This window comes from Clostridium sp. D43t1_170807_H7, from assembly GCF_015555905.1.
Lineage (GTDB): Bacteria > Bacillota > Clostridia > Clostridiales > Clostridiaceae > Clostridium.
Genome location: NZ_JADNLK010000004.1, coordinates 57164 through 73196 on the forward strand (window position 1 = coordinate 57164; position 16033 = coordinate 73196).

General features: G+C 26.9%; 16 protein-coding genes and 1 other annotated feature. Of the genes, 3 read left to right on the plus strand and 13 right to left on the minus strand.

Annotation, left to right across the window (positions count from 1 at the left end; all coding sequences use genetic code 11):
- The first annotated feature begins 103 nt into the window (after positions 1-103).
- The gene (gene dapD, locus I2E98_RS03705) at positions 104-814 is read left to right on the plus strand and encodes a 2,3,4,5-tetrahydropyridine-2,6-dicarboxylate N-acetyltransferase (protein ID WP_195467620.1); all 711 of its coding nucleotides are present in this window, start codon (positions 104-106) and stop codon (positions 812-814) included.
- 40 nt (positions 815-854) lie between these two features.
- Here the strand turns inward: dapD and I2E98_RS03710 are convergent, their stop codons facing one another.
- Both I2E98_RS03710 and I2E98_RS03715 read right to left on the minus strand, forming a co-directional pair.
- Positions 855-1523, minus strand: a complete 669-nt coding sequence (locus tag I2E98_RS03710; RefSeq protein ID WP_195467621.1) for a single-stranded DNA-binding protein — start codon at positions 1521-1523, stop codon at positions 855-857.
- A gap of 117 nt (positions 1524-1640) precedes the next feature.
- The gene (locus tag I2E98_RS03715) at positions 1641-2399 is read right to left on the minus strand and encodes a polysaccharide deacetylase family protein (protein ID WP_195467622.1); all 759 of its coding nucleotides are present in this window, start codon (positions 2397-2399) and stop codon (positions 1641-1643) included.
- A gap of 125 nt (positions 2400-2524) precedes the next feature.
- Here I2E98_RS03715 and I2E98_RS03720 point away from each other — a divergent pair, with 125 nt between their 5' ends.
- Positions 2525-3058, plus strand: a complete 534-nt coding sequence (locus I2E98_RS03720) for a DUF4364 family protein (protein ID WP_195467623.1) — start codon at positions 2525-2527, stop codon at positions 3056-3058.
- On the opposite strand, the gene I2E98_RS03725 is transcribed toward I2E98_RS03720, so the two are convergent.
- On the minus strand, positions 3055-3930 hold the full coding sequence (locus I2E98_RS03725) for a YncE family protein (protein ID WP_195467624.1): 876 nt from the start codon (positions 3928-3930) through the stop codon (positions 3055-3057). The two genes, I2E98_RS03720 and I2E98_RS03725, sit on opposite strands and share 4 nt — an antisense overlap.
- A gap of 157 nt (positions 3931-4087) precedes the next feature.
- Here I2E98_RS03725 and I2E98_RS03730 point away from each other — a divergent pair, with 157 nt between their 5' ends.
- The gene (locus I2E98_RS03730) at positions 4088-4339 is read left to right on the plus strand and encodes a TIGR03905 family TSCPD domain-containing protein (RefSeq protein ID WP_195467625.1); all 252 of its coding nucleotides are present in this window, start codon (positions 4088-4090) and stop codon (positions 4337-4339) included.
- A 49-nt stretch (positions 4340-4388) separates the two neighbouring features.
- Here the strand turns inward: I2E98_RS03730 and deoD are convergent, their stop codons facing one another.
- The 10 genes from deoD to I2E98_RS03780 all read right to left on the minus strand — a co-directional run bounded on the left by deoD (position 4389) and on the right by I2E98_RS03780 (position 15995).
- Positions 4389-5099 (minus strand): purine-nucleoside phosphorylase, encoded by a 711-nt coding sequence (gene deoD, locus I2E98_RS03735; RefSeq protein WP_195467626.1) that lies wholly within the window; start codon positions 5097-5099, stop codon positions 4389-4391.
- Between the two features lie 213 nt (positions 5100-5312).
- Complete coding sequence (locus I2E98_RS03740; protein ID WP_195467627.1) at positions 5313-6611, minus strand: folylpolyglutamate synthase/dihydrofolate synthase family protein; 1299 nt, start codon at positions 6609-6611, stop codon at positions 5313-5315.
- Positions 6612-6735: 124 nt separating this feature from the next.
- Positions 6736-8718: an ABC transporter permease gene (locus I2E98_RS03745; RefSeq protein ID WP_195467628.1), complete on the minus strand. Its 1983-nt coding sequence runs from the start codon at positions 8716-8718 to the stop codon at positions 6736-6738.
- Positions 8696-9478 (minus strand): ABC transporter ATP-binding protein, encoded by a 783-nt coding sequence (locus I2E98_RS03750; protein ID WP_195467629.1) that lies wholly within the window; start codon positions 9476-9478, stop codon positions 8696-8698. The genes I2E98_RS03745 and I2E98_RS03750 overlap by 23 nt, the downstream gene beginning before the upstream one ends.
- Positions 9479-9607: 129 nt before the next feature.
- Positions 9608-10621: an ATP-binding protein gene (locus I2E98_RS03755; RefSeq protein ID WP_195467630.1), complete on the minus strand. Its 1014-nt coding sequence runs from the start codon at positions 10619-10621 to the stop codon at positions 9608-9610.
- Position 10622: 1 nt separating this feature from the next.
- Positions 10623-11297 (minus strand): response regulator transcription factor, encoded by a 675-nt coding sequence (locus tag I2E98_RS03760; RefSeq protein WP_195467631.1) that lies wholly within the window; start codon positions 11295-11297, stop codon positions 10623-10625.
- A 44-nt stretch (positions 11298-11341) separates the two neighbouring features.
- Positions 11342-11749 carry a YrvL family regulatory protein gene (locus tag I2E98_RS03765; protein ID WP_195467632.1) on the minus strand — a complete coding sequence of 136 codons (408 nt, stop codon included), beginning with the start codon at positions 11747-11749 and terminating at the stop codon, positions 11342-11344.
- A gap of 247 nt (positions 11750-11996) precedes the next feature.
- Complete coding sequence (locus I2E98_RS03770) at positions 11997-12221, minus strand: DUF3892 domain-containing protein (protein ID WP_195467633.1); 225 nt, start codon at positions 12219-12221, stop codon at positions 11997-11999.
- 145 nt (positions 12222-12366) lie between these two features.
- Positions 12367-15009 (minus strand): valine--tRNA ligase, encoded by a 2643-nt coding sequence (locus tag I2E98_RS03775; protein WP_195467634.1) that lies wholly within the window; start codon positions 15007-15009, stop codon positions 12367-12369.
- 175 nt (positions 15010-15184) lie between these two features.
- Positions 15185-15414: a binding site (T-box leader), on the minus strand.
- Positions 15415-15590: 176 nt separating this feature from the next.
- Positions 15591-15995 carry a hypothetical protein gene (locus I2E98_RS03780; RefSeq protein ID WP_195467635.1) on the minus strand — a complete coding sequence of 135 codons (405 nt, stop codon included), beginning with the start codon at positions 15993-15995 and terminating at the stop codon, positions 15591-15593.
- Positions 15996-16033: the final 38 nt, after the last annotated feature.

Here is a 16033-nt window from a genome sequence, read left to right on the forward strand (position 1 = left end):
TTTTCTACAATTTTACTAATGTCTCTTTAAAATGCCTTATAATTCTATTATAATATAAATGCTTAAATAAAAAAATTGGGGCAAATGAAGAAAGGATGATTTTATGAATTATAATTTAACTGATCCATATGAAATCGCAAGATTTATTAAAGAATCAAAAAAGACAACTCCAGTAAAGGTATATGTTAATGGAGACCTAAGTGATGCTTCACTAGATAATATTGAACATTATGGAGACAATAATTTTTACATATTATTTGGAGAAAGTGATGTAATTACTGAAATAATATTAGAAAACAAGCACAAAATAAATTCTTTCAGAGTTGAAAATGATAGAAGAAACTCTGCTATACCAATGCTAGATCTTTTATCAATAGACGCAAGAATTGAACCAGGTGCAATAATTAGAGATAGAGTTTCTATCGGTAAAAATGCTGTAATCATGATGGGTGCTGTAATAAATATCGGTGCTGAAATTGGTGAAGGTACTATGGTAGATATGAATGCTGTAATTGGAGCTAGAGGACAATTAGGTAAAAGAGTTCACTTAGGAGCTGGTGCTGTTGTTGCTGGTGTTTTAGAACCACCTAGCAAGGAACCTTGCCAAATCGGAGACGATGCTATGATAGGTGCTAATGCTGTTATCTTAGAAGGTGTAAAAATAGGAGCTGGTGCTGTTGTTGCTGCTGGTTCTGTTGTTACTGAAGATGTTCCTGCTGGTGTTGTTGTTGCTGGTTCACCTGCAAGAATAGTTAAAAACGTTGATGATAAGACAAAAGATAAGACTCAAATCTTAGATGATTTAAGAAAATAAAAGGACTCCCTATTGGGAGTCCTTTTTTTGTTGTTAGTTACTATACTGCACCTTCTTCATGGTTAGTATTAGTATTGTGTGAAGTTTCTTCTGCAGATACTTTTTCCATCTTAGAAATGGATACTTCATAAGCGACCTTTTTAACTACTTCAGTTTCATTTATCTTTTTTTGATATTCTCTACTTTGTAGTCTTCCCCATACTCTAATATTATCACCAACTTCTAACGTTTGACAGAATCTTGAATTTCTTCCCCACGCAATTGTTGGAATATAATCTGACTTATTGTAAGCTCTATTTACCGCTAATAATACATCTGCAATTTCTCTTCCAAATGGTGTTTTTCTGTATACTGGTTCTTTACATATATAACCATCTAAGAATATTTCATTTGGATTTTTACTCTTTTCTATGCATGGTTCTATGTTTCTAGCAAAAACTGTCAATATTAACTTATTTGCTCCATCCACAAACTTATTATAAGATCTTAATTGACCTAATACTACTATTTCTTTACCTATAGATAAATCCATATTACTAATAAGTCTTTCAGATACCGTAATGTTTAATAAATCTACAGAATCACTTAATCTTGTTACCTCCATTAGGAAAGTATAAAAACCTTCCCCATACATCTCATGACTAAACTCCATACCACTTACAATTTTTCCTTCAAGATAAATCTTGTTATTTAACATCAAATTGTCCATCTTTACCCCTCTCTCCCTTAGTAATTAATAAAAATTCTTATTGCTGTTATAAAAATATCAAGGATTTATTTCCATTATAATACAAAAACCTCATAACTTTCAATATTTTTCTAATATTTATTTTTTTATTTGCTCACCTTTTTCATCTATATAGTAATTATCATCATAAATCAACTCGCTTACAGTAACGAATTCATAGCCTTCCTGAGTTAATTGACTAATAATTTTATTTAAATTTTGCGGTGTATATTTTGCATTATTATGAAAAAGAACTATCGATCCTTCTTTAATATTTTTCATAACTCTATTATATTCAACTTCTGCACCTGATTCTTTATAATCTATTGAATCAACATCCCACTGAATACATTCATACCCTAAACTTCTAACATACTCTAAAGCATCTTCATTATAATCTCCACTAGGAAATCTAAATAATTTAATTTCACTACCTGTTGCAGCATAAACAATATCTTCTGTTTTCTTTATTTCATCAGCCATTCTTTCATGACTAATCTTAGTAAAACTAGGATGAATATAGCTATGATTTCCTATTTCATGCCCACCTTCATTTATTTTCATTAGCTTTTCTCTATTTTCATCAGAATAATTTATCCATCCCCCCATAACAAAAAAAGTACCTTTTGCATTATTTTGATTTAATACATCTAATATATCGTATATGTATTCATTTTCTGCCCAATTTACATCAAAAGTTAATGCTACTTTCTTTTCTTGAGTTGAAACTCTATATATGGGAACTTTCTTAGCTTCACTAGCTATGGTATTTTGAATTTTACCACTATAGATTATAGATACAATAATTACCATAAACATTATAAAAATATCAATATTTATTTTTTTGCTGATTTTCATTATATTACTCCTAAACTTAATTTTTATTAATTTATATTCTTAATTTATAATATTATGACTACAATATTCCATCTAACAAATTTTATGTTATAATTAAATAGACACTTTCATATTGGAGGTTTAATATGTACGAAAATTCAGCTGAACTAGCAGAAAATAAACTTTTAGTATTATACGTTATAAAATCCTTAAGACAACCTATTTCTAAAACACAACTTACTGAAATAATTCTTGAAAATAATTTTATTAATTACTTTACTCTTCAACAATATATTAGTGAATTAGAGACTGCTGAATTTGTTGAATATATTGAAAAGAATGATAAGAAATTAATAACTATAACTACTAAAGGAGAGAATGTTCTTTCAATATTTAATGATAGAATTTCTCCAATAAAAAGAGATATAATCGACAATTATATCTCCAAAACAATAGACAATATAAAAAAAGAATTAACTATTCATAGTGATTACACTATAGAAAAGAACAACTCTTTTATTGTTAATTTAAAGGCTCTTGAGGATGAAACACTACTTATAGATCTTAAAATTTCTGTTCCAACTAAAAAGCAAGCAACGTCACTTTGCAATAGATGGAAAGAGAACCCTTCAGATATTTATACTAAAATAGTTCAAGTACTTTTTTCTGATGAAAACTAAAATAAAATCATGGCATTGGGTTCTGACTCGATTGCTATGATTTTTTTTATCTTCTCATCCTCAACAACAATCAATCTTCCCTTTAAATAATCACCTATATAAATTTTATTATCCTTTTTCAAAATCCCCTTTGGCATTCCGCCTATATATATGGTTTTAACTAATTTAAATGTTTTTTTATCTATTACGCTTATACTACCTTCAGTAAAATTTGAAACATAAATATTTTTATTATCTTCATACATATCAATAGGTGATGTACCTACTTCAATTCTTGCCACTCTATCAAATGTTTCTATAGAAAATATATCTAAGTAACCATTATCATCACTACCTAAATAACTTTCACATATATATATATTTTTTTTATCATTAGATATCTTTACTTTTATAGGATATTCTGGAGTTAAGAGGGTTTTAACAATTTGATAATCATTTAAGTTTATAATTTTAGTGCAATTTTCTTCTAAATTTGATACAAATAATAATCTTTTCTTATCATAATAATCAATGCTATGAGGCCAATTACCTGTATTAAGCTCCCATAACACTCTATTCTGATTTAAATCATAAGCAACTATAGCATTTGATTCACCACAAATTGTATAAATTTTATCCCTCACTTTAACTACATCATTGGGTTTAGGTCCAATCTTAATATTTCTTACTTCTTCAAAAGTATCTCCTGAAAAAATAGATATAGAGTCACTATAATTATTTGCAGTTATAATTTCATTATCATATTTTCTTATTCCATGAGGTCCAACTGGTTTTTCAGATAACTTAAATAGTATTTTTTTTACCTCAAATGTATCTAAATCAATTTTAGAAAGTGAATCTGCACCTGTATTGCATAAAACAATAGAGCTCATTAACTACACACCCCCTTAAAACTTCTATGTATTTTAATATATGCAGCTTTCAATAAGTTGGATACTAATACATTATTTCTTATTTTTCTTTATTTTTCTACAAACTCAATATATAATTAATAAGTAAATTATTACTTATTAATTAGGAGGAGTACAAATGTTTGTTTATAAAACATCTGGAGTATGTGCTACAGAAATACATGTAGAAGTTAAAGATAACGTTATTGAAAATGTTGAATTCGTAAGGGGATGTCCTGGTAATTTATTTGGTATTTCACTTCTTGTAAAGGGCATGAATATTGATGAAGCAATTCAAAAATTAAAGGGTATTGATTGCAGAGGAAAAGGAACTTCTTGCCCGGATCAATTATCAAAAGCTCTAATAGAGTATAAAAACAATAATAATTAATAGTATTGTTTATAAAAAAATGACAAGCTTTTGCTTGTCATTTTTTTATCTATTTAATTAATTCTAATGCAATTTCCATCATATCTGTGAAAGTATTTTGTCTTTCCTCTGGTGATGTTTCTTCTCCTTTGAAGATATGATCTGATATTGTTAATATAGATAATGCTTCAACATCATTTTTTGCTGCTAATGTATATAATTCTGCAGTTTCCATTTCTACCGCTAAAACTCCATAATCAGCCCAAGTTTTTAATGAAAAATGATTTGTATCATCATAGAATAAATCACTTGATAACACATTTCCTACCTTAACATTAGCTCCCTTTGATTTTGCTACATTATATGCGTTATATAATAAATCAAAATTCGCAGTTGGTGCATAGTCAAGACCATTAAATCTTCTCTTATTAATTCCTGAATTAGTAGAAGCACTTTGAGCAAGAACTATATCTCTAACATTAACATCATCACTACAAGAACCTGCTGAACCTATTCTTATAAGTCTTTTAGCTCCATAGAATTGAATTAACTCATTTACATAAATTGAATGTGAAGGTAATCCCATTCCAGTTCCTTGTATAGAAACTCTTTTTCCTTTATACGTTCCAGTATATCCATACATACCTCTAACTTCATTATAGCAAACTGCATCTTCTAAAAAGTTTTCTGCTATAAATTTAGCTCTTAATGGATCTCCTGGCAATAATACTGTTTCTGCTATAGCCCCTTCTGGCGCCATAATATGTAAATGCTTTGACATAAACATTACCTCCTTTATTTTGTTATTTATTAGTATAGTATATTCTTTAATAATAGTAAATGATTAGCTTTTCAATAAATTCAAAAATTTAGGTTGTTTTCTTTTTTATTTAATCATCATTTACGAGTATTTTATTTTAGTGTATACTTTTTTGTTTTATTTATTCTTGGTTTCAGCAACAAGCAAAATAAAAGAGCCACATACAGTGACTCTTTACTTAGTTAAAAATTTATTAATTATTTTCCTCATATCTCCAATCATATATAATGATCCACTGGCCAATATAATATCATTTTCCTTGGCATTTTTTAGTGCTTCTAAATAAGCTTCTTCATATTTATCAAATGATCTGCAATTTTTGTTGTATTTAACTATTTCATTTTTTAAATCTTCTGCTAATTCAGCTCTTATTGAATTAGGAGTAACAGCATATACTTGTTTCGCCATAGGCGTTATTATTTTAACCATTTCCTCAACATCTTTATCAGCTAAAATACCTAAAATTAAATATAACTTCTCATATTTAAAATACTTCTTTATATTTTTGCTTAACGTTTTTATCCCTTGTATATTATGAGCACCATCAATAACTATATAAGGACTATTTGATAAAACTTCTAATCTTCCTTTCCAAGTAACATTCTTTATACTTTTTATAATGCTTTCAATAGATATATCTACTATTTTTTTATTGTTTAAAACTTCAATAGCTTGCATTGCAACACTTAAATTAATTATTTGATGTTCTCCTAGTAAAGGAAGTAGTATATCAAATTCTTTTTTATATTTCAATAATTGATATGGCTTATCCTCATTTACTACATTTACAAACTCTAATTTATCATCAAGTGCAATATAAAGTTCTGAATCCATTTCAATACATTTATTCTTAATTACTTTTAAAGCTTCTTCTTCCTGTGGATATATTACTGTAGGAATATTTTTCTTAATAATCCCCGCTTTTTCTCCTGCTATCTCTTCTATAGTATTTCCTAACAAATTAGTATGATCAAAACTTATAGATGTTATGACCTGAAGTATTGGTGTAATAACATTAGTTGAATCTAGTGTTCCTCCTAATCCTACTTCTATAACTCCAAAGTCTATATTTTCTCTTTTAAAGTATAAAAGCATTAAAACAGTAATTATTTCAAATTCTGTAGGATGATTATATCCACCTTCTATTACTTTATCTACTGCCTCCTTAACTTCATCCATTAACACTGCTAAGGTTTCTTTTGGAATATTATTTCTATTAATTTGAATTCTTTCTTCAAACTCTTCTATAAATGGAGAAGTATACATTCCAACCTTATATCCTGCCCCCATTAAGATTTCTGTTATCATTGAAGTTGTAGATCCTTTTCCATTTGTACCTGCAATATGTATAAGCTTTAAATCCTTTTCTGGATTACCTAGGTACTCTAATAATTTATAAGTTCTTTCTAATCCATAATTCGATCCAAAATTTCCAACACCTGTTATGTATTTCATTGCTTCTTCGTATCTCATAATTTACCTCATCTTATTTTACTTTATACTATTAAATATAAATTATATTTAATAAAAAATCAAAATTTATAAAGGTAAATCCCAATAATACTTATTATTAGAATTTACCTTTATTCTAATCTACCTATTCTTGTTGCACTATTTTATAATAAACATTTGATGTAATTATATATACAATTGCATAAAGTACAATAAATACTATTGTAGTTATTATTATTGATATTAAAAATACATTTGTATCAAATAATCCAAATAACCCAAGCAACTTTGATATTAGTTTAAATGCAAATACTGTATGAATTACTGCAATTCCTATAGGGAAGAAAAATACCATAAGGACTTGTTTATTAATTACTTTTTTAACTTCATCTTTACTCATTCCAACTTTTTGCATAATTTTAAACCTATTACTATCATCATATCCTTCTGATATTTGCTTATAATAAATAATTAGCACTGTTCCTAGAATGAATAATACCCCTAAAAAGCATCCCAAAAATATAAAACATCCATTTGCAATATAAGACTCTTCTCTATCTACATCAATACTACTAATATTGGCTGAATCTAAATTTGCTAAATCATTACTTATAGAGTGACAAAACTTTATTTTATCCTCTTTATTTCCTTCTAAGTTAAATCTCATTTCATAATCTGTAAACAATGAACCTGTATTAACTACATCTTTACATATATCATCTATTAATTTTTGATTTTCAAATATAATACAATACTCATTAACCATATTATTTTCATTTTTATTTATCAATTTAAATTTATCTAACTTTTCTACAATATTAAACTTATTATTGTTAATAGTTATTGAATCATATTTATAATTCTTAGCTACCGAAAATATTAAAACTTCATTATTATTTAAACTTACGTTTGTTCCTTGAATTTTATTATAATCATCTAGTGAGTATAATTGAATAATACTTATATTATCCATTTCAACATTTTTAAAACCAGTTGCAATTTTTACATTTTCACCATTAATATTTACAATTAACTCATTTGCTCTGAATTCATTTAAATCATGTAATGTTACTTTATTATCATTTGCTCTATCTATTAAACTTCCTTTTAAATTATCATAAATATCTTTTTGTGAGATTGGAATTACTACCTTTGTATCGTATGGATATGAAATTTTTAAGCTTCTTTCTTGTCCTAAATATAAAGAAACTGTTGTAGATATTGTAATCAATACTGCTGTGCATAATATACATATACTAGCAAGCCCTGTTGCATTTTGTTTCATACGATAAATCATACCTGATACTGATATAAAGTTTCTTGATTTATAATAAAATCTTTTATTCTTCTTTAATAATTTTAAAATCATAATGCTTCCACTTGTAAATAAACAATAAGTTCCACCAATTACTAATATAATTGCTATAAACAATACTGAAGATGCTTTTAAAGGATTATTTGTAGTAATAGCTATTATATATCCTGATAATAAAAATATAAATGCCATTATTGCTGAAATCCATTTTATTTTTGGTTCTTTTTCTCCTTTTTCTCCACCCTTTAAAAGCTCTATTGGATTATTAACTTTTATCATTATTACATTTTGAAGTAACACTATAATAAAAATAGGAATAAATAAAAAAATTGTGCTTTTAATTGAAGTTAACGATATAGAAAACGTACTTGAAATATTAATATCAACCTGTAATAAATTAATTAATATTAAAAATAATAACCTTCCGAATATAACTCCAAACATAAATCCTAAAATTAAACTTCCAAAACCAATTAATACAGTTTCAATTATTAAAATTTTGCTTATGTGTCTCTTTTCCATACCTAAAACATTATAAAGTCCTATTTCTTTTTTTCTTCTTTTTATTAAAAAGCTATTTGTATAAAATAAAAATATTATTGAAAATAATCCTGTTATATTAACTCCAATTCTAAGAAGTGTTTTTAAATAATCACCTCCACTTATAGACGCTAAACCTTCATTTGTTGCTATACAATCTATAATATAAAACATCATTATTGTGCCTATACATGCAAAGATATAAGGTAAATAAGTTTTCTTATTTTTTAATAAGTTATTTTTGGCTATACTAAAATACATTGAATTTTTCATTTTTGTTTCCTCCTGTAGCAAGTATAGCTAATGTATTTGATATTTTTTCATACATATCATCATTATTCATATTACCCCTATATATTTGGTTGAATATTTTTCCATCCTTAATAAATAAAACTCTACTAGCATGACTAGCTGCTAAAACACTATGAGTTACCATAATTATTGTTTGACCTAAGCTATTAATTTTAGAAAATAGCGTTAATATCTCTGCTGTAGTTTTTGAATCTAAAGATCCTGTTGGCTCATCTGCAAGTAATAATTCTGGATTGGTTATTATTGCTCTTGCTATGGCTGCTCTTTGCTTTTCTCCTCCTGATACTTCATATGGATATTTTTCTAATATTTTTTTTATTCCAATTACTTCTGCAATAGCTCTTAACTTTTCTTCCATTTCTTTATGATTTTTTCCTGCTAGTACTAATGGTAAAAATATATTATCTTGTAAAGAAAAATTATCTAAAAGGTTAAAATCTTGAAATACATAACCAAGATGTTTTCTACGAAAAGCTGCCATATCCTTTTCTTTTATATTAGTTATATTCTTTCCTTTTAATAAAACCTCACCACTAGTTACCTTATCTAAAGACGCTAAAATATTTAAAAGTGTAGTTTTACCTGAACCTGATTCCCCCATTACAGCTATATACTCACCATTTTCTACTGAAAAAGAAATATCTCTTAAAGCCTCTATTTTATTAGTACCAAATCTTGTACTATATACTTTTCTTAAGTTTTTAATTTCTAATATTGTCATTTAAATACCTCCAAAATTCTCACTTTTTGCTTTTATTTATTTTCTATATATTAATCATAATAAAAAAAGAAAGGCCTTGCCTTAACATGACCTTACATTGCTTCATTTTAACCTTACAGTTATGTAAGCTTACTTTATTTTTATATTATTAATTGAAAAATCTATATAAACCTTAGTACCTACTCCTACCTTAGAAGTAGCATATAACTTATGTGAAAGCCTTGTAGCTATTTCTTTACATAAATATAATCCTATTCCCGTAGATTTTTTATCACTTCTTCCATTGTATCCAGTAAACCCTTTTTCAAAAATTTGTGGTATATCTTCCTTTTCTATTCCTATACCTGTATCTTCAATTACTAATGTATTATCACTATCCTTATCTAAATAAATAGAAATACTCCCTTGAGTAGTATATTTTAAGCTGTTAGATACGATTTGCTCAATTATAAATGTAGTCCATTTTTTATCAGTAATAATCTTACAATTTATTTCTTCTAATTTTAACGCTATCTTTTTATATATAAATGTTGCAGAATACTTTTTAATAGCAGATTGTATAATATCTTTTAGCTCATATTCTTGTAGCTTTAAATCATAATTTAAAGTATCTAACCTTATATAATACAAAACCATATCAACATACTCATTAATTTTAAACAATTCTTGTTTCATCATAGCCTTTTCTGGTGATGCATCCATAGATTGAACAATCATAAAAAATGCTGAAATAGGTGTTTTTATTTGATGAACCCACATTGTATAATAATTTACTATATTCTCATACTTAAAATCTAAGTCTGTTTTTAAATTTGTTTTATTTTTATATAGAGCCTTTATAATATTTTCATAATCTTTATAAATTAATGAGTTACTTTTTGATAACTTGTCCATACTAAACTCTACTTCATTTAATACACTAACTAAAATTTTATGTTTATTATAATAATTATTAAAATCATATAAACTAAATAAAAAACCTAATGTAACAACAAGAAGTGATGCATATAAAAATACACCTAAAGGTAGATGATATAAACTATATACTATAAAAAATATCCCAATAAAAACAATAAACTTCATAATAATACCTAGCTTATCTTTATAATAGCTAATTAGTATATCAATTTTTTTATCATTCATATTATTCACCTATTATATAACCAATTCCCTTTTTAGTTTTTATAAAATCATTTAAGCCTATTTCCTCAAGCCTTTTCCTAATTCTAGTTACATTAACAGTTAAGGTGTTATCATCAATATAACTTTCACTTTCCCAAAGATAAACCATAATTTCTTCTCTAGATACAGCTTTATTTTTATTTTCTAATAATATTTGAAGAATTTTAAATTCATTTTTACTTAAACTTAATTTATGATCTTTATATGCTAATGTAATTTCTTCTAGGTTAAGTATTACTCCATTACTTTCTAAGACATTCATTTTAACTTTAAATGAATAAGTTCTTCTAAGTAATGCTTGTACCTTTGCTAAAAATATATTTAAATCAAAAGGCTTTACTATAAAATCATCTGCTCCCATATTTATAGCCATAATATAATTCATATTATCGCTTTCTGATGATATAAATATTATTGGAAGTTTTGATATTTTTCTTATTTCTGAACACCAATAATATCCATTATAAAAAGGTAAATTAATATCTATAAGTACTAATTCAGGATTAAAATTTTTAAACTCATCTATTACATTTTTAAAATCTGAAACACTACTTGCTTCATATCCCCATTTACACAAGTTATTTTTTAATAATTCTGAAATAACAGTATCATCTTCAATTATTAATATTTTATACATATTTCACCTCCACATTAGAAATACTTTGAACTTATGATTCTATTTTATTTATCAAAATCTATACTAGATAAAACTGCTATTATAATTGATATAACAGCTATAGAAATATCAGATACTGATACACTAGTCATAAAATAATCAACTAAACTCATTATAAACATTGTTGACATTGTATCTAATATAATAAATATTATTTTATAACATCTAACAGTAATTTTATCTAATGATAATAATGCCTTAGGAATTGCTTTTGCAAAAATTTCAATTGGAAACCCTATTATTGCTTGTATCATAAAAAATATTATAATATCTTTAATAGAATTATATTGAAATCCAAATAACTTCATTATTGCTCCAGCAAATATTGACATAACACCAATAATAAAAATTAAAATTATAACTACAATTCCATAAATCATGATTGAACCTAATGATTTCTTAAGTTTATTCATAGTCTCCTCCCCCTACTTTAAAAAAGGTTTATCTTAAAGTATACTAATTACTTAATTTTATAATATGTAATTTAATTTTACATTTTTTACTTATTATAACATATGTATTTTTATTCTTCTACAATATATAACATATACATCTTATATTAATAACATTAAGCATCTGTTATCTAAATATATAAAAATAACGTCCAATAAAGCTTAAATTATCTTTATTAGACGTTATCTTTATAATTTATTTTAAATTTTAGTCTTCCTTAGCCATAGATGATAAATTATTTCCTTCTGTTCCATCTGGCTTAGTTCTTAAATATTCTTCACCTTTTCTAGAATGAGCAACAATTACTCCTTCAATTTGGCCATTCTTAGCCATTTCAACACCTTGTGCTTTTTCTACTGTTTGACCATTTTCTAGTACATATTGTGTTATTTCACCACTACTATTTTTGATTGTTTCTACTATTTTACTCATTTTATTCACCTCTTAAGAGTATTTTTCACAAAATGAATATTTTTATGCATATTTCCGATTAATATAAGATATTAAAAATGACAAGTAACAAAGTATAATCAACTTGTCACTTGCCACTTTTAATTTATTATAAAATTACTTATGACTATTTTAAAGTTTCAATTCTAACTAAAACTGCATCAAGCATTTCTTGATACTTAACTAGCTTTTCTTTTTCACCGTTAATTACTGCTTCTGGTGCTTTAGCTACAAATCCAGCATTAGAAAGTTTCTTTTCAATTCTTGTAACTTCACCTTCTAATTTCTTCTTTTCTTTATTTAATCTTTCAAGTTCCTTATCCTTATCAACTAAGTCAAGTAGTGGCATGAATAATTCTCCACCTTTAACTACTAATGATACTGCATTTTCAGGAACTAAAGTTGTATCAGCTATAAATTCAACCTCTGAAGCTGAACCTAGCTTTTCCATGTAAGGAATACCAGCAGTAAATGCTTCTTTAGCTTCTTCAGATATATAGCAAATTACTTTTGCTTTTCTTGAAGGTGGAACGTTCATTTCAGCTCTAACGTTTCTTAATCCCTTAACAGCTTCAATAATGAATTCCATATCTTTTTCAGCCTTGTTATCTGCTAATGCTTCAGAATATTCTGGCCAAGTTGAAATAGCTATAGATTCTCCTTCTGTTAATGTAGTGTATATTTCTTCAGTTATATATGGCATAGCTGGGTGTAATAATTTTAATCCTGTAGTTAATACAGTGTTTAATACGTTATATGCTACTCCCTTAGCTTTTTCATCATCACTGAAGAATACTGGTTTAACAAGTTCTATATACCAGTCACAGAATTCAGTCCACATAAAGTCATAAACCTTTTGATTTGCTATTCCAAGCTCATATTTTTCTAAGTTTTCTGTTACTTCTTTAACTACAGTGTTCATTCTTGAAAGAATCCACTTATCAGCTAAGCTGTAGTCTGTGCAATCAGCATATTTATTCATTAATTCTTTATCAAGGTTCATCATAACGAATCTTGAAGCATTCCATATCTTATTAGCAAAGTTTCTTGCAGCTTCAACTTTTTCTGGAATATATCTTATATCATTTCCTGGTGTGCTTCCTGTAACTAGCATGAATCTTAATGCGTCAGCACCATATTCTTCAATTACTTGTAATGGGTCAACACCATTTCCTAAAGACTTACTCATCTTGATACCATTAGCATCTCTTATAATACCATGCATTAATACTGTATCAAATGGAGTTTTATCCATATTATATAATCCTGAGAATATCATTCTTGCAACCCAGAAGAATATGATATCATATCCAGTAACTAATACATTACCAGGATAGAAGAAATCTAAATCTGGAGTTTTTTCTGGCCAACCTAAAGTTGAGAAAGGCCATAATGCAGATGAGAACCATGTATCAAGTACATCTTCATCTTGTCTTATGCTTTCAGAACCACATTTTGAACACTTACATGGTGCATCAACTTCAACCATGATATGATTACAATCATTACAGTAGAATACAGGTATTCTGTGTCCCCACCATAATTGTCTTGAAATACACCAGTCTTGGATATTTTCCATCCAGTTAAAGTATATTTTTTCAAATCTTTCTGGAATAATCTTTGTTTCACCTTTTCTAACAACGTCGATAGCTGGTTTTGCTAAAGATTCCATCTTTACATACCATTGTTGTGATATTATAGGTTCAACTACAGTATTACATCTATCATGTGTTCCAACGTTGTGAGTATGAGGTTTAACTTTAACAAGTAATCCTTGCTCTTCTAAATCTTTAATCATTTGCTTTCTAGCTTCGTATCTATCTAAACCTTGGTATTTTCCACCTAATTCATTGATTACACCGTGGTCATCCATTACTCTGATTATTGGAAGGTTATGTCTCTTACCAACTTCAAAGTCATTTGGATCGTGAGCTGGAGTTATTTTAACTGCTCCTGTACCAAATTCGATATCAACATATTCATCACCAACTACTGGTATTTCTCTATCAGTTAGAGGTAATTTTAATGTTTTACCTATTAAGTGCTTAAATCTATCATCATTTGGGTTAACAGCAACTGCAGTATCTCCAAGTAATGTTTCTGGTCTTGTAGTAGCTATTTCTAAGAATCCAGAACCATCAGCTAATGGATAGTTAATATGCCAGAAGCTCCCTTCTTTTTCTTCATATACTATTTCTGCATCTGATAAAGCAGTAGTACATTTTGGACACCAGTTAGTTATTCTGTTTCCTTGATAGATTAATCCATCATTATATAATTTAACAAATACTGTTCTTACGGCTTTGTTTAAGTTTTCATCCATTGTGAAAGCTTCTCTTGTAAAGTCACATGAAACTCCTAATTTCTTAAGCTGAGTTCTAATAGTACCTTTGTACTCTTCAGCCCATTTCCAAACTTCATCTAGGAAAGCTTCTCTTCCCATTTCTTTCTTAACTAAACCTTGCTTTAATAATTCATTTTCAACTTTAACTTCAGTCGCAATTGAAGCATGGTCTGTTCCTGGAAGCCATAAAGTGCAATATCCTTGCATTCTTTTAAATCTTATAAGCATATCTTGCATTGTATTATCTAATGCATGACCTAAGTGAAGTTTACCAGTTATATTGGGTGGGGGCATCATTATTGTAAATGGCTTCTTTGTTTTATCAACAACAGGAGTGAAATATTTTTTTTCTTCCCATGTTTTATAGATTCTTTCTTCAAATTCTTTTGGATTATACGTTGTGGCTAAATTTTTCTTTTCTTCCATCAATAAAACCTCCTGAATAATTATTTTTATATTTAAAGTTCTTATATTAAGACCACTTTACTAATTAATAGTTTTCTTTATTTATGCTTTCCATAATATTATTTTTAAGTCAATGATATAATTTTGATTAACTTTTATGATATTACTATAACGCAAAAAAGAGCCTTAGTCCTTAAAAAAGGACGAAGACTCGCGGTACCACCTTTATTCCTATTCTACAGACTTTCTCTGCTTTTATAGGCTCTTAATTCAAATAACGACTTAGACAAGCCGTCTTTAGCTACTACTACTTCACTAAAGAAACTCAAAAGCTACCTTCAGGATATTCAATATAGAAGGCTTACACCCTAGACCTTCCTCTCTTAATATTTCCTATTCCTTACTCCTCTTTATCACTGTTTTTAAATATTTATTTGTTCTTATATTATGATATTTTTATATCTTTGTCAACAAATGTACTATAATTTTTATTATTTAATAAAGTATAACTATAAAATTATTTTTAAAAGTAGCACTTACTATTACCACTTAAGATAAAAATAAATGCTACTTCATAACTTAAAACTATTTATAAAATAAACTTATTTTTCTATACTTTCAACAAACTCATCATAAGTTTCTGGCTTTCCATTTCCAAAGATAATCTTAAACTCATTAGTTTCTGGATTTCTATAATTAATATATGTCTTATTCATATTTAATCTAGATGTATCACTAAAATTAAACATTTGTAAAACTTGTTCTTCACTTAAATTTTCACCTAATGTTCCTGATTTAGTTACTCCACTTAAAGTTACTAATTTATAGGCACCACAAGGCTTTAAGTACTCTACTTTACTTGTATTATCATTTTCATTATCTAGCTTTTGCTTATTATAATAATATCCACAACAAGTACAAACTTTACTAACTCCATAAGAGTTATTTTCTATTCTCACTAACCCAGAACAAATCTTACATTTCTCAATATTTAATACGTTATCCATTTTTCCCTCCATATATTTAAAATTATATTATTTATATT